Annotated in this window: 19 protein-coding genes; 13 read left to right on the top strand and 6 right to left on the bottom strand. The window is 46.5% G+C overall.

The window, feature by feature from the left end; translation table 11 throughout:
• The first annotated feature begins 191 nt into the window (after positions 1 to 191).
• From FOT42_RS06230 to FOT42_RS06195, 8 genes are all read left to right on the top strand, one after another.
• Positions 192 to 3,326: a WD40/YVTN/BNR-like repeat-containing protein gene (locus FOT42_RS06230; RefSeq protein WP_151889711.1), complete on the top strand. Its 3,135-nt coding sequence runs from the start codon at positions 192 to 194 to the stop codon at positions 3,324 to 3,326.
• A gap of 91 nt (positions 3,327 to 3,417) precedes the next feature.
• Complete coding sequence (locus FOT42_RS06225) at positions 3,418 to 3,966, top strand: CopD family protein (protein ID WP_151889710.1); 549 nt, start codon at positions 3,418 to 3,420, stop codon at positions 3,964 to 3,966.
• A 187-nt stretch (positions 3,967 to 4,153) separates the two neighbouring features.
• Entirely contained in the window at positions 4,154 to 5,566 is a 1,413-nt protein-coding gene (locus tag FOT42_RS06220) for a sensor histidine kinase (RefSeq protein WP_151889724.1), read from the top strand.
• A gap of 44 nt (positions 5,567 to 5,610) precedes the next feature.
• A complete protein-coding gene (locus tag FOT42_RS06215) occupies positions 5,611 to 6,393 on the top strand; it encodes an enoyl-CoA hydratase-related protein (RefSeq protein WP_151889709.1) in 783 nt (260 codons plus the stop codon).
• A 25-nt stretch (positions 6,394 to 6,418) separates the two neighbouring features.
• Positions 6,419 to 7,972, top strand: coding sequence for a hypothetical protein (locus tag FOT42_RS06210; protein WP_151889708.1), 1,554 nt, complete (start codon positions 6,419 to 6,421; stop codon positions 7,970 to 7,972).
• Positions 7,973 to 8,279: 307 nt separating this feature from the next.
• Positions 8,280 to 8,912, top strand: a complete 633-nt coding sequence (locus tag FOT42_RS18045) for a collagen-like protein (protein ID WP_192938335.1) — start codon at positions 8,280 to 8,282, stop codon at positions 8,910 to 8,912.
• A gap of 274 nt (positions 8,913 to 9,186) precedes the next feature.
• Positions 9,187 to 9,813: a collagen-like protein gene (locus tag FOT42_RS06200; RefSeq protein ID WP_151889707.1), complete on the top strand. Its 627-nt coding sequence runs from the start codon at positions 9,187 to 9,189 to the stop codon at positions 9,811 to 9,813.
• 143 nt (positions 9,814 to 9,956) lie between these two features.
• On the top strand, positions 9,957 to 11,030 hold the full coding sequence (locus FOT42_RS06195; RefSeq protein ID WP_151889706.1) for a PA0069 family radical SAM protein: 1,074 nt from the start codon (positions 9,957 to 9,959) through the stop codon (positions 11,028 to 11,030).
• A gap of 153 nt (positions 11,031 to 11,183) precedes the next feature.
• On the opposite strand, the gene FOT42_RS06190 is transcribed toward FOT42_RS06195, so the two are convergent.
• Complete coding sequence (locus FOT42_RS06190) at positions 11,184 to 12,608, bottom strand: Gfo/Idh/MocA family protein (protein ID WP_151889705.1); 1,425 nt, start codon at positions 12,606 to 12,608, stop codon at positions 11,184 to 11,186.
• Positions 12,609 to 12,803: 195 nt separating this feature from the next.
• Between FOT42_RS06190 and FOT42_RS06185 the strand changes: the two genes are divergently transcribed.
• Positions 12,804 to 14,249 carry a glycosyltransferase family 2 protein gene (locus FOT42_RS06185; RefSeq protein WP_151889704.1) on the top strand — a complete coding sequence of 482 codons (1,446 nt, stop codon included), beginning with the start codon at positions 12,804 to 12,806 and terminating at the stop codon, positions 14,247 to 14,249.
• Positions 14,250 to 14,260: 11 nt separating this feature from the next.
• Here FOT42_RS06185 and FOT42_RS06180 read toward each other — a convergent pair whose 3' ends face one another.
• The 3 genes from FOT42_RS06180 to FOT42_RS06170 all read right to left on the bottom strand — a co-directional run bounded on the left by FOT42_RS06180 (position 14,261) and on the right by FOT42_RS06170 (position 16,145).
• Positions 14,261 to 14,920: an HD domain-containing protein gene (locus tag FOT42_RS06180; protein WP_151889703.1), complete on the bottom strand. Its 660-nt coding sequence runs from the start codon at positions 14,918 to 14,920 to the stop codon at positions 14,261 to 14,263.
• Positions 14,917 to 15,654, bottom strand: a complete 738-nt coding sequence (locus FOT42_RS06175; protein ID WP_151889702.1) for a lysophospholipid acyltransferase family protein — start codon at positions 15,652 to 15,654, stop codon at positions 14,917 to 14,919. Before FOT42_RS06175 ends, FOT42_RS06180 begins: the two co-directional genes overlap by 4 nt.
• Positions 15,655 to 15,734: 80 nt before the next feature.
• Positions 15,735 to 16,145 carry a BrxA/BrxB family bacilliredoxin gene (locus FOT42_RS06170; protein WP_151889701.1) on the bottom strand — a complete coding sequence of 137 codons (411 nt, stop codon included), beginning with the start codon at positions 16,143 to 16,145 and terminating at the stop codon, positions 15,735 to 15,737.
• 122 nt (positions 16,146 to 16,267) lie between these two features.
• On the opposite strand from FOT42_RS06170, the gene FOT42_RS06165 reads away from it, so the two are divergent.
• The 4 genes from FOT42_RS06165 to FOT42_RS06150 all read left to right on the top strand — a co-directional run bounded on the left by FOT42_RS06165 (position 16,268) and on the right by FOT42_RS06150 (position 19,884).
• Positions 16,268 to 16,993 carry a tellurite resistance TerB family protein gene (locus FOT42_RS06165; RefSeq protein ID WP_151889700.1) on the top strand — a complete coding sequence of 242 codons (726 nt, stop codon included), beginning with the start codon at positions 16,268 to 16,270 and terminating at the stop codon, positions 16,991 to 16,993.
• Between the two features lie 134 nt (positions 16,994 to 17,127).
• Positions 17,128 to 17,712 (top strand): HupE/UreJ family protein, encoded by a 585-nt coding sequence (locus FOT42_RS06160; RefSeq protein ID WP_151889699.1) that lies wholly within the window; start codon positions 17,128 to 17,130, stop codon positions 17,710 to 17,712.
• A gap of 90 nt (positions 17,713 to 17,802) precedes the next feature.
• Positions 17,803 to 18,240, top strand: coding sequence for a deoxycytidylate deaminase (locus tag FOT42_RS06155; protein ID WP_151889698.1), 438 nt, complete (start codon positions 17,803 to 17,805; stop codon positions 18,238 to 18,240).
• 15 nt (positions 18,241 to 18,255) lie between these two features.
• Entirely contained in the window at positions 18,256 to 19,884 is a 1,629-nt protein-coding gene (locus FOT42_RS06150) for a S41 family peptidase (RefSeq protein ID WP_151889697.1), read from the top strand.
• Positions 19,885 to 19,968: 84 nt separating this feature from the next.
• Here the strand turns inward: FOT42_RS06150 and FOT42_RS06145 are convergent, their stop codons facing one another.
• The gene (locus tag FOT42_RS06145; protein WP_072880560.1) at positions 19,969 to 20,175 is read right to left on the bottom strand and encodes a hypothetical protein; all 207 of its coding nucleotides are present in this window, start codon (positions 20,173 to 20,175) and stop codon (positions 19,969 to 19,971) included.
• A 9-nt stretch (positions 20,176 to 20,184) separates the two neighbouring features.
• The gene (locus FOT42_RS06140) at positions 20,185 to 20,769 is read right to left on the bottom strand and encodes a MarC family protein (protein WP_151889696.1); all 585 of its coding nucleotides are present in this window, start codon (positions 20,767 to 20,769) and stop codon (positions 20,185 to 20,187) included.
• Positions 20,770 to 20,833: the final 64 nt, after the last annotated feature.

Below are 20,833 nucleotides of genomic sequence, written 5' to 3'. Positions count from 1 at the left end.
GGGTTGATGTTTCTTCCGTTTGTTTCGATTGGTTTTTACAGGCCACAAGAAGGATGGATAGCAAGGCGAGCCTGAACAAATTTTGCATAGTACTAAGGTTTTTTATCTGGAGGGTTAAAGTACGAAATATTGGAAAACTTTTTTATCCCTTTTTGATTACATTTAAGCCTGACTAACTCAATACTTTATTCATGAAGACTTGCTTTTCCAAAATCGGTATGCTGATGCTTGCCGTGGTCCTTTTCACCAACTCGACACATTCCCAAAGAAAAAAGAACAATCAGGTCGGACCTGAATATCCCGAAGAGCTCTATTCCAGTTTGGAGTACCGATTGATAGGCCCGTTCCGGGGAGGACGTTCGGCTGCGGTCACCGGAGTGCCGGGAGAACCCAATTTGTTTTATTTTGGAGCGACAGGTGGTGGGGTCTGGAAAACCACCGATGGAGGCCGCAGTTGGGAAAACATTTCCGATGGGTATTTTGGAGGGAGCATCGGTGCGGTCGAGGTGGCCAAGAGCGACCCGAATGTAATCTATGTGGGCGGCGGCGAAAAAACGGTCCGTGGGAATGTCTCTTCCGGTTATGGGGTCTGGAAGACTGAGGATGCCGGAAAGACCTGGAAGTCCGTTGGGTTGGAAAACACAAGACACATCCCAAGATTGCGGGTTCATCCCACAGACCACAACATCGTGTATGCTGCGGTGATGGGCGATATCTACAAACCGGCCAAGGACAGGGGGATCTATAAAAGTACAGATGGGGGGACATCTTGGAGAAAGGTCCTTTTTGTGAACGATCAGGCCGGTGCAGTAGATCTCACCTTCGACCCCAATAATCCCCGGATCTTATATGCTTCTACTTGGCGAGTGCAGCGCACCCCTTACAGTTTGAGCAGCGGCGGTGATGGTTCTGCCCTTTGGAAAAGTACCGATAGCGGGGAAACCTGGGCCGAAATTTCAAAAAATGAAGGCTTCCCCAAAGACACCTTGGGGATCATTGGCGTATCCGTTTCCCCAAAAAACAGTGATAGGGTATGGGCCATTGTGGAAAACAAGGAAAAAGGCGGGTTATATCGCTCAGACGATGGAGGGAAAAAATGGGCATTGGTCAATAGTGATCGAAGTTTACGGCAAAGAGCATGGTATTACACCCGGGTGTATGCGGATGCCGAAGATGTGGACAAAGTATATGTGCTGAATGTAAGCTATCACAGGAGCACGGATGGAGGAAAGACCTTTGAGTCGTTCAATGCGCCACATGGTGATCACCACGATCTATGGATAGCCCCGGAAAATTCCCAACGCATGATCATTGGTGACGATGGCGGCGCCCAGATCAGTTACGACGGTGGTGAAACTTGGAGCACCTATTACAACCAGCCTACTGCCCAGTTTTATAGAGTGGTCACGGACAATGCTTTTCCCTATCGCATCTATGTGGCACAGCAGGACAATTCTACTTTGCGGATCAATTACAGGAGTGATGACAATTCGATTGGAGAGGACGATTGGGAAGAAACCGCTGGAGGGGAATCGGCCCATATCGCTGTGGACCCGGCCAATGACGACATCGTGTACGGCGGAAGTTATGGCGGATTCCTGACCCGCGTCAACCATAAGAACAAGACGACAAGGGGCATCAATGTTTGGCCGGATAACCCTATGGGTTATGGGGCGGAAGGCATGAAATACCGATTCCAATGGAATTTCCCCATTATTTTCAGCAAACACGATCCCAAAAAACTGTATACCTTCTCCAACCACGTGCATTTGAGCACCAATGAAGGCCAAAGTTGGGAACTGCTCAGCGGTGACCTGACACGGAACGATCCTGCAAAGTTAGTATCCAGTGGAGGACCCATCACCCAGGACAACACGAGTGTGGAATACTACTGCACCATTTTTGCGGCCAATGAAAGCCCGTTGAAAGAAGGATTGCTCTGGGTGGGCAGTGACGATGGTCTCATCCATGTGACCAAGGATGGAGGAAAGACATGGGAAAACGTCACCCCGCCGAATATGCGCGAGTGGAACATGATCAACAGTATAGAACCATCCGCTTTTGATGAGGGCACCTGCTATGTAGCGGCCACCCGATACAAATTGGGTGATTTCGCCCCCTATCTCTATAAGACCACCGACTACGGGAAAACGTGGACCAAGATCACCAATGGCATCGAAGCGGAGCATTTTACCCGTGTGGTCCGTGAAGACCCCAAAAGAAAAGGGTTGCTCTATGCCGGAACGGAGACCGGGATATACATTTCGTTCAATGATGGCCAAAACTGGGAGAAATTCCAATTGAACCTGCCCATTGTGCCCATCACGGACCTGACCATCAAGGATGACAACTTGATCGTGGCCACTCAGGGAAGAAGCCTTTGGGTCATTGATGATCTCACCGTATTGCACCAGTTGAACGATGCGAACAAATCCGCCAGTGCCATCCTATATCATCCCAGGGACAGTTATCGGACCAAGGGCAATGCAGCAAGAAGGCCTTCCAAGACGGAAGGACAAAACCTAGCCAATGGGGTGATCACCCATTTCTATCTAAAGGATGTTCAGGAAAAGGACAGCATAGCCCTTACTTATACCAAAATGAGCGGTGATACTTTGGCTACCTATAGCACTTATGCCAAGGAGAAGGACAAAAAACTGGAGGCCAAAAAAGGTGGAAACACTTTTGTTTGGGACACTAGGGGAAAAGGGGCAGAAAGGCTTCAGGGCATGATTCTCTGGTGGGCCAACCTCAACGGGGCCAAAGCGGTACCGGGCACCTACAAGGTACATTTGAACGTGAATGGGGAAGAACAATCCCAAGAATTCAAGATCTTGCCCGATCCAAGATCGGAGGCCAGTATTGCAGAAATGCAGGAACAGCACGATTTTATCACCGATGTGAACGAGACTGTGGACAGGGCACACCAATCCATCAAAAAAATCAGGAACATCAATGGCAAACTGGACGAGTTCGTTAAGCAATACAAGGACAACGAAGCTACCAAGGCCTTAGTGGAAAAAGCCAAAAAAATGAAGGAAGGGTTTGGGGAAATTGAAAAGGCGCTATACCAAACGAAAAACCAAAGTAACCAAGACCCCTTGAACTTCCCGATCAGGCTCACCAACAAATTGGGCCATTTGAACAGTTTGGTCGCTTTGGACGATTTTCCGCCAACGGAGCAGGACATTGCGGTGAAAAATGAACTTTCCGCCAAAATAAAGGAACAACTTACCGCTTTTGATGCAATGGTGGACAAAGAGATAGCGGCATTCAATGAGGAGTTCAACAATTTAAAACTGAACTATCTCTCCGTTGAGGATTAAAGGTTGAAGGACAAAAGGTAAAGGGAAATGATAGTTTTATATCTGCTATCTACCCTTTACCTTTGACTCCTATTTATATCGGGCCAAGCAAATGGAAATCTATAACTACATCAAATCACTCCACTTGATCTTTGTGGTTACTTGGTTTGCGGGACTGTTCTATATCCCACGACTTTTCATTTACCACATTGAGGCATGGCAAAAGCCATGGCCTGATCGAGAGATTCTCACCGATCAACTCAAGTTGATGACCAAACGGCTATGGTACATTATCACATGGCCATCTGCCATCCTGTGTACCCTCTTTGCCATTTGGCTCTTGGTTTTGATGCCGGGTTGGTTGCAACAATCGTGGATGCATGTGAAACTGGCCTTTGTGGCCCTGCTATTTGTGTACCATCTCAAGTGCCACCAGATGTTCAAACAATTGCAGCGTGATGAGGTGAATTATACTTCAAGGTTCATGCGTATCTGGAACGAAGGGGCCACTCTCATCCTTTTTGCCGTAGTGTTCTTGGTCATTTTGAAGAACGCTTTCAATTGGATCTATGGGGTGATCGGCATTTTCGTTCTGGCCATACTGCTCATGTTGGGCATTCGACTGTACAAGCGTATCAGGGACAAAAATCCTAACGCTTAAAAAGTTCAAGTATCAAACGCAAGTACAAGTTCAATAGGGCAACATTCAAATGTAGTTGACGTTTAGTTTGTCACTTGAGACTTGAACTTGCCCTTGTGTCTCATTTGGCTTGATAATTGTGTAATTTTATCGCAAATCGGCAAGCTTGTTCAAGAAACTATCCTTACGGTCCCGTATTTTTTTCGCAATGATCATGCTGGTGGTCATCGCTTCCATTTTGATTGTGGCCGTCACCATCTATCAATATAGGGAAGAGGGGAAGGACTATCACAACGATAGGTTGGAACGAAAGGAAGAACAGGTGTTGCAGAGCATTTCCTATGCCCTGAAAGAGACCACCTATCCGGTCACTGCAGAAAATCTGGGCCATATATTTAGGGACGAGATCTATAAGATTGCGGATGTGCAGAACGTCAACTTCAATATTTATGATCTGGAGGGCAATCTCATCAAAAGTTCCCGTCCAAGCTTTGAAGAGGATTCCATTGCCAGCTGCTTGGATGCCAAGATCCTGAATTACCTTCGGGATAGTGGCAATAAAAGATATGTGGAGGAAAAACGGGCGGCGGGCGATAACTACCAGGCCACCTATTCCTATATCAACGACCCCAAGTTCAAGCCCATCGGCATTATGAGCCTTCCTTATTTTGAGGATAACACGTTCAACAACAAAGAGTTGAGAGAGTTTCTTTTTCGGTTGGGCGGAGTGTATCTGTTGATGCTGATTTCGGCCATAGTGCTGGCCTATTTTATTTCGAAATATATCACAAGGTCGCTTGAGACCATATCGGATAAAATGTACCGGACCAACCTGACCCGAAGGAACGAGAAAATCTATCTGGATAGCCCTGGTGAAGAAATCGGAAAACTGGTGGACTCCTATAACCGAATGATCGATGAACTGGAGGAGAGCGCGGTAAAACTGGCTCGCAGCGAAAGGGAACAGGCCTGGCGGGAAATGGCCAAGCAAGTGGCACACGAGATCAAGAATCCCTTGACTCCACTGCGTCTTACCGTTCAGAGTTTTGAGCGCAAGTTTGACCCCAACGATCCCGATATCCAAAAAAAGGTAAAAGAATTTTCCAAGACCTTGGTGCAGCAGATAGATACCATGAGCAACATTGCCACAGCCTTCTCCAGTTTTGCCGATATGCCCGCGCAGCAGAACGAGACATTGAACGTGGTGAATATCGTGAAACTGGCCTTGGAGATCTTCAATGAGGACTTTATCCATTTCATTGCAGATGAAGAAGAGATCATTGCGAAACTGGACCGTACCCAACTCATCCGGGTCATCACCAACTTGGTAAAAAATGCCATCCAGGCCGTCCCCGAAGTTGAATCACCTCGGATATTGGTCACCGTGGCCACCGAGGGCCAGTACGTGAAAATTTCTGTTGCCGACAATGGCGTGGGGATTCCAGATGACCTGAGGTACCGTGTGTTTGAACCTAAATTCACTACCAAGTCAAGCGGTACCGGCCTTGGACTTGGGATGGTCAAGAATATTGTGGAAAACTATAAGGGAACCATTACCTTTACTTCAAAAGAGGGCAAGGGAACGGTCTTTACCATTAAATTCCCCAAACAACGTAAATAAATTCAAGTACGGGTCCGCCATGGACCATTCCTAAATGAAAGCACATGGACTACGAAAACATCTACATCGAAGAAGAGAACAATTTGGCCATCATCACCATCAACAGGCCCAACAAATTGAATGCGCTCAACCAAAGGACCATTGAGGAACTCCATGTCGCTTTCAAGGAGTTGGACGAGGACAGTGAGATCAAGGCGATTATCATCACGGGAAGCGGTGAAAAGGCCTTTGTGGCCGGTGCTGACATTTCGGAATTTGCCAATTTTTCAGTCAAGGAAGGCCGTCAATTGGCCGCCATGGGCCAGAAAAACCTGTTCAACCTAGTGGAGAACTTGTCCACCCCCGTCATAGCTGCCATCAATGGCTTTGCGCTTGGTGGAGGTTTGGAATTGGCCATGGCATGTCACTTTCGGGTGGCCAGCAGCAATGCCCGAATGGGCTTGCCAGAGGTGTCCTTGGGGGTGATTCCCGGCTACGGGGGCACACAGCGCTTGCCTCAGCTCATTGGGAAGGGCAGGGCCATGGAACTCATCCTGACCGCTGGGATGATCGATGCGGACAAGGCTTTTGCCTACGGGTTGGTCAACCACGTGGTGGCTCAAGAGGAACTGTTGACTCTTTGTGTTAAAATAGCGGGCAGGATATCGAAAAACTCCACCGTGGCCATCAAGCATGCAATAAAAGCGGTAAATGCTGGTTTTAGGTATGACGCCGATGGCTATGCCACGGAGATAGAAGCCTTTGGCCATTGTTTTGGCACCGACGATTTCAAGGAGGGTACATCAGCCTTTCTGGAAAAGCGTCAGGCAGATTTTCCGGGGTCGTGACCGTTGGCCCCAACTAAGCCAAACCATGACCAGAAACCACTTTTTTCTACTTTGCTTTGCGTTTTTCGCAATGGTGACCGTGGCCCAGAAAATGCCCGTCACCTATGACTTCGGAGAAAAATACAACGATCGGTACCGCTATTCCAACCTAATGACCATCGACGAGGATGGGACTGGCGGCTATATTTTGGTCAGGGCCTATTACCAAGGACTGATCTTAAGGCCAAAGGGATATCTGATCGAACATTATAACAGTGACCTGGAGTTGGTCAATGAGTACAACTATAAGCTCAAGGACCAGGAATTTGTGGAAGGATTCTTCAAAAATGGACAGTTGAACCTTCTGTTCCTTAACTATAATGAAGGCAGGGGCCAATATGAGTATTGGGTACACACCAGTCCCATCATCGATTTTAATTTTAGCACCAAACAATTGCTTTCCATTGCATCGGAACAGGTAGATGATCCTGTCGGGAAAAACTTCTATAATCGCAATTTTTCCAGCGGGTTTTCCACCGCCATTCTTTTCAATGAGGAGAAAACGGGGTTCATCATAAGTACCCACCACAAAAAGGGAAAGGACAACAAGCACATCATCCATTTGTTCGACACCGCCCTGAACAAGCGATTTGAGCATGATTTTTCGACAGAGATAGAGGAAAAGAACTATGCTTTTGAGAGCTTGGCCATTTCGTCCGACCTGCAAACGGCCTATATTATTGGTAAGGCCTATTTTAAAAGGAACCGTTTTCAGGTGGATGAGCGAAAGTTCCAGTATGAACTTGTGAAGGTATCGCAAAACGGGAGCCGGACCCAATCTTTTGTGGATCCAGGCAAATATCCCGAAGGGCTGTACCCCATCTTCCTAAAAAACAAACTTGTCTGCGTTGGGTTCTATGCCGACCGAAAGGACAATCGCTACAATGGAATCGCTTATTTTGACGTGGATCCCTCCACGCTGAGCATCCGATCCCAAAAGTACAATGCCTTTTCAGAGCAGTTCATGGATGACAAGTTTGGCCGCGAAGGGGACAAGGTCATCAAGAACTTGGTGTTCAAAGGGGTTGAAGTTACCCAGAACAACGAAATTTTCTTCAATGCGGAGGAATATTTTGTCACTACCGGAATGGAAGTCACCGGAGCAGGGCAAAGGGTAAAGATCGAGCGATACCACCACAACGACATCGTGAGTGTGAAGCTGGGGAACGATGGCCATATGGAATGGGCCAGAAACATCAACAAGACCGAGGTGACACAGGGCGACGGGGCCTATGCATCCTACAGTTCGTACTGCAAGGATGGAAAGACCTACTTCTTTATCTGTACCGCGGCCGAAAACCCGCAACTCATCAACAACGAACGCCTTATCTTCAAACAAGGCCTGAGCAGGAACCGGAACGTGTTTTTGATCTCTTTGGATGAAAACGGGACCATGGACTACGAAAAGATCATTGACCAGCAGGAGGCAAGACTGCCCCTCATGGTTTCCAAACCCTTAAAGGACGAAGCGGACAGCAACATGCTCTTCTACGCCAAAAGAGGCGGCAAAAAGCAATTGGTGAAAGTGGGTTTCAATTAAGGTAGTCAAGCTATTTTGTTCTTGGGATTGGATGCCCAATTCAGGATGTTCAGTGTTTGAACTTGAACTTGAGTTTTTAATTTGAGCCTAGCACTTATGGGCTACCACCTGCTGATTGATTTTTGCATTCTTTCCTTTTTCATCTGGGGTTTTGGGAAAATTTAAGAAAGAATATCCCTACAAAAAATTTCACCCGTCAATTCAAAAGCCCCATTGATCAAATGGTCTTTGGCATCCGTTAGTTAGGCCCCAATACATACAGGGCACTGCGCTACTTTTGGTCCATATAACCTTATAAACGGATAATATGAAACTAGTTAAGTTGTTCGGTATGGCCATGCTCTGTATAGCAATTGTTTTGGTGTCCTGTTCCGGCGAGGATGGGGAACGAGGGCCTGAGGGACCAGCAGGTGCCCAAGGACCTGTCGGACCTGTTGGAGCTGACGGTGAAGATGGGGAACGGGGTCCAACTGGCCAGAATGGAACCAATGGAGTTGATGGTGTGGACGGTAATGCAAATGTGCAATCAACTAAAATAAACATGGAGGCATGGAACGGAGGTGAGTTTTTTGAATTTGATATGCCAATTCCTGGACAGAATAGGCCCAATTATGCCTTCTTATTTTATTTGGAATATCTATACGACGGTCAATTTCTGGCAAGACATTCGGTTCCTGGAGCCGCTATAGCAAGTACATTTACAGCAGATGTAAACTATGTTGTCACTGCGGATGAAGGCGGGATCATTACATTCAAGGATCTCCAAGGGGCAGATTTTGCTGTGCCTCCTGGTTTTTACTTTAACCTGATCATAATCTCAATAGAGATAAGCAATATGCAAGGTAAGAATGGAACCACGGATATAATGTCAGAGCTTAAGTCAAAAGGAGTGGATACCGACGATTATAATGCTGTGGCAGCCTATTTTGGTCTGGATTGAGAAAGGAATTACCCTTTTGGGGCACTACCCAACCATAAAGCGGAAAGCCGGACATTGTCCGGCTTTATAATTGTTAAATCAAATTGTACACCCAAAAGCTTCTTGAGATTCCTTTAGATTTTCGATAAAATCTAATAAAGAATATCCCCACAAAAATTTCATCCGTCAATTCAAAAGCCATATTGATCAAATGGTCTTGGGCATCCGTTAGTTAGGTCCAATTCATATAGGGCACTGCGCTACTTTTGATTCATATAAACTTTAAAATGATAATATGAAACTAGTCAAGTTGTTCAGTATGGCCATGATATGCATGGCAATTGTTTTGGTGTCCTGTTCGGGTGAGGACGGGGAACAGGGTCCTGAGGGACCAGCAGGCGCCCAGGGACCGGCTGGTGCGGATGGTGCAGACGGTATTGATGGTCAGAATGGAACCCATGGAGAAGACGGTATGGATGGCATGGATGGGAATGCAAACGTTCAGGCATTCGACATTGATATGAGTGATTGGGGAGGGGAATCAACGTTCGCTTTCGATTTGGCCATAAGTGCATTAGAACGTCCCAATTATGCGTTTCTTTTCTATTTGGAACTGACAATTGATAATGTCAGTTATACCCATGCAGTTCCAGGGAAGGTTCCAAGTAACCCAGTTGTTACAGATGTTCTTTATTCAAATTCCGATACCAGTCCTAATGCTTTTATATCGTTTACAAACCTTAATGGTCTGCCATTTGTTGTCCCAGAAGGATTTTATGATAGATTGATAATAATTGCAGCCGAGATTACATCGGTTAACGGAAAGGCAAGCGATATAGAAAGCTTAAAAGACGAACTTAAAGCGGCTGGAGTGGATACCAACGATTATAATGCTGTGGCAGCATATTTTGGTCTGGATTGAAAAAGGAATTACCCTTTTGGGGCACTACCCAACCATAAAGCGAAAAGCCGGACATTGTCCGGCTTTTTTTAACAATCAGGTTTAACAATTCAGAATCTAGACAATAGGAAATAATCCATAAATTTGGAATAAATCCTATTTTTATGTCTTCCGATGATTACCTCAAGGGCAGGGGCGCACAAAAAAACACGCCCAATCAATTTTTACAGCATGTCTATGAAATGCGGGAAGACTTTTTGGAATTTTGTAGGTTGGAAGGCGAAGAAGCTGAAAACAACAAGACCCAGTACATTCCCATTTTCCCAAAGACGATAGTGAACAAAGTGGACAGCCCGGATGTGGGGATGATGTTCTCCATGAACCCTTATCAAGGCTGTGAACATGGCTGTATCTATTGCTATGCAAGGAATGCCCACGAATATTGGGGATACAGTGCCGGATTGGATTTTGAACGAAAGATTTTGGTGAAGAAATCAGCCCCGGAACTATTGGAGGCGAAGATAAAACACAAAAATTGGAAGGCACAGACCATCGTCATGTCTGGCAACACGGATTGCTACCAGCCTGCTGAACAGAAGTTCGAAATTACCCGAAAATGTCTGGAAGTGTTCCTAAAGTACAGGCATCCCGTTGGCATCATCACCAAAAATGCCTTGGTATTGCGAGACCTGGATGTCTTAAAAGAACTCAATGCCCACAGATTGGTAGCGGTGAACATATCCGTCACATCGCTTTCAGAACAAACAAGGAGAAAACTGGAACCCAGGACGGCATCCATCCAAAAAAGACTGAAGACGATCCAAGTTCTGTCCGAGAACAATATCCCCGTAAATGCCATGTTGGCCCCGATGATTCCTGGAATCAACAGTCATGAACTGTTGCCGTTGGCTAAAACAGTGGCGGAACACGGCGCCCTTTCCTTTGGATTCACGGTGGTACGATTGAATGGGGCCATTGGCCAGATTTTTACGGACTGGATCAAAAAGGCCATGCCGGACAGGGCCGAAAAAGTGCTCCATCAGATTCAGGATTGCCATGGCGGCACTATAAACGACAGTCGGTTTGGACTTCGGAACAGGGGAGAGGGCAAGATTGCATCACAGATACATGATATGGCACGATTGGCCCGTCAAAAATATTTCAAGGACAAAAAATTTCCAATCCTGAACAAGGAACTCCATGAGCAATACAAGGATGGCCAGATGAGGTTGTTCTGAAGTAAAATGGCAATGAACAACCATTACTTGTTTTGACAAAATATTGGGGCAGATTGTGGAATATGTCAGGTTGAGCGCAGTCGAAACCTATTGAAATTCTCGACTGCGCTCGAATTGACAGAGGGTAACCTTTTAGGTTCTAACATGGATGGCTTACTTCAGCTCCCACCCTTCTCGATAGTCGCGGGTCACCCACTCATTGGCCTTGTCATAGTTGGTGATCTTCATGTTCTCACCGTCCCACAACAGTTTTCTTCTTCCTGGAGAATCGTATGGATCCCAATCCCTGGCCGTTTTTCCGGGTTTCAGTTCCTTATACTGATAGGCCTGTACGGCCAAGTTCCCCATAAGTACGGTCTCGGTCAATCGACCCGCCTTATCAAAGTTCGATGATGTGGCTGCCCCGTTCAGGCAACCATCAACAAAGTTGGCAATGTGTCCGTCCATTCCCCCTGGAATCCGTGGGTATTTTGGGGCAGGGGATTTGTATAGGTCCATCATGTTGGATGGCAACAGACGGGCGTTTCTGGAATAGGTGTCGCATATCAAAGTACCCTTATCACCGTACATTATAGTTCCCCCACCGGTATCGCCAATGGTTTCCCCATCTTTCAGTTCATCCGGTAGATCGGGTTTAAGTCCACCATCATACCAGTTCAGGGCGATGTCACCATGTTCCTCATGCTCAAATTTCAAGTGGATCTTGGATGATGGAGGACAGGAATGGCTATAATCGGCCTCCACAAAATCATCTACCCAAACCGTGGTGCAACTGGCTTCGGCTTCCGTAGGATATCCAAGGTCCAGCACACTGAAAGGGGTTTCCATGATGTGGCAACCCATATCGCCCAATGCCCCTGTTCCAAAATCCCAGAATCCTCTCCATTTAAAGGGAAGATAGGCGTCATTATAATCTCTCATGGCAGCAGGGCCCAACCAGAGGTCCCAATCCAGTTCCTTGGGAATACGGTCTTTTTGGGTAGGCGTCGGCACACCTTGTGGCCACACGGGGCGGTTGGTCCAGCAGTCAATGGTGTGTATTTTTCCGATGACCCCAGACTCCACCCATTCACGGGCAATACGGCTGTCATCGCTGGAAGCACCTTGGTTTCCCATTTGCGTCACAATGCCTTTTTCCTTGGCCACTTGGGTCATCAAGCGGGCCTCGTGGATGTTGTGGGTCAATGGTTTTTCCACATAGGCATGTTTTTTCTCCCGCATGAACGGAAGTGCTATGGTGGCATGTGTATGGTCTGGCGTTGCGACCATTACGGCATCGATGTCCTTCAATTGCTCATCATAGACCTTTCTGAAATCTTTATATCTTTTTACGTTGGGGAAAAGATCGTAGGTAGGTTTTGCCCTTCGGTCGTCCACATCACAGAAGGACACAAATTTCACTCTGCCGGTGGCATTCAATCCTTGGATCACACCATTTCCTCTTCCACCTACTCCAAAAGCAGCAACATATAGGGTATCACTCGGAGGAACATGCATTTTGCCCAAAACATGGCTCGGTACAATGGAAAAAGCGGCCGAGGCGGCCGCGGCATTTTTTAGGAACTTTCTTCTTTGCATTTTGTTTAGTTTGATTTAAATGTCCATCACAAGATACAAAAAAGTGCCATTGTCCAAGGCCAACTGAAAAATCATTATGGTATGAAAGAGGGCCAAAAGTTTCAATAAAGTTAGCGTTACGTTAAATATGGGAAGTTCATGATCTAAATGTAAAGAAGCTACGTAAATCAGGGGAAAGAACTAAAAAAGTACAGCATGGGGAAGACAATATCCAATCAACCAGATTCAATTTCAGCACAAGACACACAACATTTTTTTTATGGGATAAAAAAATTACTTCAACAAAATAAAATACGCACCTTTTTCGAAACAGCAGATGCATGGGGAGTCTTTGTAATGGGCAGCACCTTTGTTCTTATGTTGGGTTCCGCTTATTTGGTATACATACTTCAAGGAGATTTTGAACAATTCAATCTGGAACGAAAAAGTTCTGGGTTGGGGTACACCTTTATGATGGTGGCCCTGGCACTTTTTATTTTCAAGGCCTGTTATTTTCTTTTCATGGTGTACAGGTTCTTTAAGTATAAGCCCATCGCCTCCGTGTCCAATGAAGAACTGCCCACTTGCACCGTGATTGTCCCTGCATATAACGAAGGGAAACAAGTTTGGCATACGCTCAAGAGCTTGGCCGAAAGTGATTTTCCCAAAGAGAAATTACAGTTACTCGCCATAGACGATGGTAGCCAAGATGATACTTGGTATTGGATACAAGAGGCAAAAAGGGAACTCGGCGATTGTGTGACCATTTTCAAACAGCCAAAGAACATGGGAAAACGACATGCACTGTACCGTGGTTTCAATGAAGGAACTGGTGAGGTTTTCGTAACTGTGGACAGTGATTCCATTGTAAAGCCAGAAACATTGCGAAAGTTGGTGAGCCCGTTCGTGACCAATAAAGAAGTAGGGGCGGTTGCTGGAAATATTCGGGTGCTGAACAACAAGAGGGCCATTCTGCCAAAAATGTTGGATGTGAGCTTTGTACTCAGCTTTGAGTTTGTCCGTTCTGCGGAAAGCACTTTAAACTCTGTGTTGTGCACGCCTGGGGCATTGGCGGCCTATAGAAGTTCCGCGGTGTTCAAATGCCTTCCGGCATGGATCAACCAGACATTTATGGGGAAACCCTCCGATATTGGTGAAGATCGCGCCATGACCAACATGATCCTGAAACAGGGACACCATGTGCTTTTCCAAAGAAATGCCTACTGCTACACCAACGTTCCTGAAAAGTACAAAGGGTTGTACAAGATGTTCATCCGATGGGGAAGGAGCAACGTTCGCGAGAACATCGAAATGTCAAAATACGTGTTCACCAATTTCCGCAAAGGACCAAAGTCAGGTACTCGACTGTTGTTTGTGAGCCAATTCCTAAAAATCATCATGAGCTATCCGTTTTTGATCTTCATGTTGTTCTTTATCCTGACACACCCTTTGCTGTTCTTCAGTTCCACACTGGTCAGCATATTGATATTGACGACGTTCCCGGTTTTCTTCTATGCGAAAAGGTATGAGGCTTCCGAATCGTTCTGGGCCTATTCCTATAGCATCCTATACACATTTGGTCTCTTCTGGATTACCCCATATGCCATTGCCACGGCCAGTAAAAGAGGCTGGTTGACCCGCGGATTGCCACAGAAGAAATAATTCGGAACGGTTTATAAAGAGAAACCAGTTTCCTTAAAGAATTGCCCAAGATAGTCCAGCATGAACTGGTGCCGCTCTTGGGCCATTTTTTTCCCGGTCGTGGTGTTCATGCCTTCTTTCAGCAACAACAGCTTTTCATAAAAATGGTTGATGGTAGGCGCTTTGGAGGCCTTGTACTCCTCCTTGGTCATGTTGGGGTTGGGAGGGATGCTCGGGTCGTAGAGGGGCCTGTTTTTGAAACCCCCATAGTTGAAGGCTCGGGCAATGCCGATAGCACCCATGGCATCCAATCGGTCCGCATCCTGCACAATTTCCAGTTCTTTGGAGGTGAATTTTTGCCCCTCCCCATCCAGACTGTTTTTAAAGGACATGTGTTGGATGATCTTTACCACATGCTCGATGGTTTTTTCATCCACACCTTCGGATTCCAGAAACCCACGGGCCATTTTCGGACCAATGGATTCATCGCCCTGATGGAACTTGGGGTCGGCAATGTCGTGCAAAAGTGCGGCCAATTGCACGGTCAACGCATTTGCTTTTTCATGCTGTAAGAGCATGTTGGAGGTGTTGAATACCCGTTCAATATGGAACCAATCATGTCCGCCTTCCGCATCTTGGAGCGTTTCTTTGACAAATTCGATGGTTCTTTCCAGGAGAGGGTCGTTGTTCATTTGGAGGTGTGTATTCCTGATACGATCTGTGCTTCGGCCTTGGCAATGAGCTCATCGGCGTTCCCTTTGTTCTCGAATGGGGCGTGTACTTGGAACTGGACATGGGAACCTAGCCCCATCGGGAATTTTCCATAGCGGAGCAGTTTCCAGGAATTGTTGATGCTGATGGGGACGATCAAGGCAGAAGGTGCCTGCTTCATCAAAACCTTGAGCCCGGTGGTCCTGAAGGGTTTTGGGGCCCCGGTGCGACTGCGGGTGCCCTCGGGGAAAATGACCGCACTGCGCTGGTGCGCCTCAATATATTTCCCCAATTTTTGGAGCTCAGTGATGGATTGCTTGGGATCTTTTCTATCAATAAGTGCCGAGCCGCCATGCCGGAGGTTGAAGGACACACTCGGGATGCCCTTGCCCAGCTCTATTTTGCTCACAAATTTGGGATGGTGTTTCCGCATGTACCAAATGATGGGGGGAATGTCGTACATGCTTTGGTGGTTGGTCACGATGATCAAGGGCCTATCTGTCGGGATGATGTGTGGATTTTCAAATTTGTAGCGTGTGCCCAACACATTGGTGCACCGCATGATCAACCAGTTCAATACCGATACACTTCTTTTGTGCGCATCATACCCGAACACCTTTAGACAGAACCATTGGATGGGATGAAAAATGACCAGGACCAAACCAAAAAAAAGGAAGAAAAGTACGGTCAAGGGATAGGAGAACAATTTTATCACGGCTAGAACTTACATATAGTTGATCGTAAAAATAAAAAACCACCCTTTAGGGTGGCATGTAATTTAAGTCATGGAAGGAATCAACAAAACTCGTTGTAGGCTTCCATCAAATTTTCGGCAATGAGTTCCGCTGGTCTTCCCTCAATATGATGCCTCTCTATCATGTGCACCAGTTCACCATCCCTGAAAAGGGCCATACTGGGTGAAGATGGAGGGAATGGGATCATGTGGTTTCTTGCCGTGTTCACCGCTTCGGTGTCCACTCCTGCAAAAACGGTCACCAAGTGGTCCGGTTTTTTGCTGTTCTGTAGGCTCAATTTGGCAGCTGGCCTGGCATTGGCCGCGGCACAACCGCAAACGGAATTCACCACGACAAGGGTGGTACCTTCCTTCTTCAGCGCGTTTTCAACTGCCTCACTTGTATATAGTTCTTCAAACCCGGCCGTGGCCAAGTCTGCTCGCATGGGTTTTACCAATTCTTCGGGATACATAGGCTTCATTTTTATTAAAGTACAAAGATACGGCTTTGTCGGGTTTTTTTCATCACCCTTAACATTGCTTAAGATTTTGTTTCTTGGGTAAAGCCCTATATTTGGGGTTTAAAATTTGCAGGATGATCAAATGGGTGGCCGCTGTTCTTGGCTATTTTTTGTTTCGGTTTCCAGGTGCTGTGCTGGGCTTTTTTCTGGGAAGCCTTATGGACAGTCTTGGAAAATCTGACAGTGGTGCAAAAAATTTCACCCGACAGACGGTCTCACCTGCCGATTTTGAACTGAACCTGCTTTCGCTCTGCTCCATCATCATCAAGGCCGATGGCCAGGTGAGCCAAAGGGAGCTGGACTATGTGCGGCAATATTTTTTGAGCACGTATGGCAAGGAAAAGGCCAATGCCATTTTCAGGACCTTCAACGAGGTCATCAAAAAACGGGAGATATCCGCACAACGCATATGCTCCTATCTGGCACAGCGCACCCGATATGAGGTCCGGTTGCAATTGTTGCACTTTCTGTTCGGGATTGCCCAGGCGGATGGACAGGTAAGCCAGGCAGAAATCAACAAGTTGAGGGAGATTGCGGGCTACTTGAAAGTGGGGCCTTATGATTTTGAGAGCATCATGGCGATGTTCATCAAGTCTGCCGACAATGCATATAAAATACTGGAGGTGGGCAAGGATGCCACGGACGAGGAGATAAAGAAGGCCTATCGCAATATGGCCAAAAAATACCATCCCGACCGTGTGGTGACCGAGGACGAAGCCATCAAAAAGGGGGCAGAGGAGAAGTTCAAAGAAGTGCAAAAGGCCTATGAGACCATACAAAAGGAACGGGGGATTTCGTAATTTAGATGGGAATTGGAAGTTGGTGGAATGTGCGTTTCAATTTGAACTATAACCCCTAAACTTTACCAAACCTGAAACTTGAAAAACAATTATCGAACAACCCCAAATAACCCAATAACCGAATAAAAAACACCATGCAAGATTTCATATTTTACATCAAACTGGGGCTGAACCACGTGTTGGATTTTGGGGCCTATGATCATATCCTGTTCCTATCGGCATTGGCCGTGCCCTTTACCTTTAAGCAATGGAAACGGGTATTGATCTTGGCCACGGTTTTTACCATTACCCACTGTATTTCACTGGCGTTTTCCGTTTATGAAGTGGTTACGGTTGATGTGGGCCTTATAGAGTTCCTGATTCCCGTGACCATCTTGTTGACTGCGCTTTTCAACTTTACCTATGTGTTCAAGGAGGCCATGGATGTTGGTCTTTTTCTGCACATTTTGGCCACCTCCTTTTTTGGATTGGTCCATGGTTTTGGGTTTTCCAACTATTTTAAAATGTTGATGGCTGAAGAAGAGGACAAGATCACCCCATTGTTGGGCTTCGCAACCGGGATAGAGCTTTCGCAGGTGACCGTTATTTTGGTCGTCCTTTCCATTGCTTATGTGGTCTTGAACCTATTTAAGGTAAAAAGGCCCATTTTTATTGCGGTGGCTTCCATTTTGATCATCGCCATCACAATACCCCTGCTCATTGCCACGTTTCCCATGTAGGACCCCGTTAAATTTAACCGAATAAGGTTGTAAGGGTCTTCCAAAGCAGGTATATTTATTTCAACATCAGCATTTTTGCTAATGACACCTATGAAGGAGAGCAAACAAGAAAAATATGACAAGGCCTACCTGCGGATGGCCCAGGAATGGGGAAAACTCTCCTACTGCAAAAGAAGGCAGGTGGGGGCCATCATTGTCAAGGACCGTATGATCATATCCGATGGGTACAACGGAACGCCCACTGGTTTTGAGAACATCTGCGAGGACGATCAAGGATATACCAAATGGTATGTGCTCCATGCCGAGGCCAATGCCATACTCAAGGTAGCTTCCTCCACCCAGTCCTGTGAAGGGGCCACATTGTACATCACGCTGTCCCCATGTAGGGAATGCAGCAAGCTGGTGCACCAGTCTGGCATAAAACGTGTGGTGTACCAACAGGCATACAAAGATGATTCTGGTTTGAAATTCCTGGAGAAGGCCGGTGTGGAGATCCTACATTTGCCCGTTGTAGAGGAAATGGTTTGAACCTCAACTGCTATTATGAAAAAGATCAAAGGTTATTTATGGCCAACATTGCTTGCTCTTGCGGTCGCGATAGGGATATTTATCGGGGGGAAGCTCCATTTCAATGACACCCCGGAGAAGCTCTTCTCCACCAATTCCAAAAAGGACAAGCTCAACCGCCTCATCGACTATATCGATTATGAATATGTAGATGAAATCGATACGGACAGTATCGTTGATGTCACCGTGAACAATATTTTGGGCAAACTGGATCCCCATTCCGTCTATATTCCCAAAAGTGAGATGAAAGAGGTCTCAGAGAACATGAAGGGGGATTTTGCGGGCATAGGCGTGAGCTTTTACATGTTCCGCGACACCATCACCGTGATCAGGACCATAAAGAACGGCCCAAGTTACATCAGCGGCATCAGACCGGGCGACCGCATATTGATGGCCGACAAGGACACCCTGTTCGGAAGAAGGATACCCAATGATGAAGTGGTGTCCACCCTCAAGGGAAAGGTGGGGACCAAGGTGAACCTAAAGGTGTATAGAAAAACAGAAAACAGGATGATGGATTTGTCGGTTACCCGTGATCGGGTGCCCATCAGGAGCGTGGATGGGTATTACATGCTCACCAAGGACATTGGCTATATCAAGATCAACCGTTTTGCCGAATCCACATTCGGGGAATTCAAGGATGCCCTAAAAAAATTAAAACTGAGAGGTGCCCAAAAATTGGTTTTGGACTTAAGGGACAATCCTGGGGGGTATTTGGGGATAGCTGAGAAACTGGCCGATGAATTTTTGACCGAGGACAAGCTCATCCTCTTCACCAAGAACAAAAAAGGCAGGGTGAAAAAGGCCTTTGCCACTGATAAAGGGGATTTTGAAGACAAACCTGTGTATGTGTTGATCAATGAGCGTTCCGCATCGGCCAGTGAGATCATTGCCGGGGCATTGCAGGACAACGATATAGGTACCATAGTGGGCAGGCGTTCCTTTGGAAAGGGATTGGTACAGCGCGAAATGGACCTCGGGGACGGCTCAGCAGTCCGCCTTACGGTTTCCAGATACTACACCCCCACGGGACGTTCCATCCAAAGATCTTACAAGGACGGCAACAAGGATTATTATCACAAATTCATGGAGCGCTACAGCAATGGAGAGCTGGTTTCCGCGGACAGCATCAAAGTGGCGGATTCGTTGCGATTTGTGACGCCCAAAGGAAAAGTGGTCTACGGCGGCGGCGGAATCATACCCGACGTGTTTGTACCTATCGGAAGCAATGAGGAGGAGGCCATTGAGAGCATGGACGATACATATCAGTTCTTTTCCCGGTTTGTTTTTGAACATTTGGAAGAAGATCGGACCCGTTACTCGGGATATGACCAAAACCAATTTTTGGAAGAGTTCACTGTGGACGATATCCTTTTTGACCAGTTCATCCAATTCGTTTTGGACAGAAAGGTAAAGTTGGATTTTTATGCCTACGAGGAAAAAATAAAGGCCTACTTGAAGGCCAATATTGCAGAGCAACTCTTTTCACCCAACCTTTCCGCACAGATCAAGGGCGATTTTGATGCCATGTTGATGAAAGTCAAGGATTTGGATGCACAAGCCTTCGAAAAGACGCAGGTCGGTGCGGTAAACCTCGACCGATAATTTATCAAAAGGAATAGGCGGAAACCAAAAGTCTATTTTCTTGGTTCCAAAAGCGGAGCGGTCTTGGCTCTGCGGTCAGGTTGTTCAGTCCCTGTTCTTGAGCTTGTTCTCCACCTTTTTGGAGGTAATGTAGATCAACAGCAGCACTACGGCACACAAAGAGGCCATGATGCCAATCAGTGCAATGGTACTGTCACCTTGAAAAGGTTCTTCAAAATCAACCAAGGTCACATTGTACGCAATGAGGCCCAGGGCCAAAATAATAAGGATCACACTGAATGTTCTGTTCATGACAAATTTTTAAAGCCCGTGCTCAAAGAGTTGGTTGATGTTGGTGGCAAACAATTTCACGGCAATTGCCAAGAGTACCACCCCAAACACTTTCCGGATAATGCTGAGACCGTTCTTTCCCAACACCCGTTCAATCTTGGCACTGGACTTGAGAACGGCGTATACAAAGATAACGTTTAGAACAATGGCAACGATAATGTTCTCCACATGATATTCTGCCCGCAATGCCAAAAGGGAGGTCATGGTTCCGGCCCCGGCAATAAGGGGGAAGGCGATGGGCACAATGGAGGCGGTCTCCGGCACATCGTCCCTGTAGAGCGTGATGCCCAAGATCATTTCAATGGCCAGGAAAAAAATGATGAAAGAACCCGCGACCGCAAAGGAATTCACATCTATTCCGATCAATGAAAGGATGCGCTCCCCCACGAACAGGAAAGCGACCATGATACAAGCGGCAACAAGGGATGCCTTTTCGGATTGGATATGCCCCACTTTTTTCCTTAATGAAATGATGACCGGGATGCTTCCCAAAATGTCTATCACGGCAAACAAGATCATTCCGGCGGTGGCTATCTCCTTAAAATTGAAATTCATGGCGCTATTTTTTTCGGACTGCAAATTTACGTGTAAAAAAACCTTTTGGACCATATAAAAAGGT

The organism is Flagellimonas hadalis (genome assembly GCF_007785775.2).
In the GTDB taxonomy this organism is placed as follows: domain Bacteria; phylum Bacteroidota; class Bacteroidia; order Flavobacteriales; family Flavobacteriaceae; genus Flagellimonas; species Flagellimonas hadalis.
Note: the sequence above shows the minus strand (reverse complement) of the source record. Positions and strands in the feature narration are given on the sequence as shown.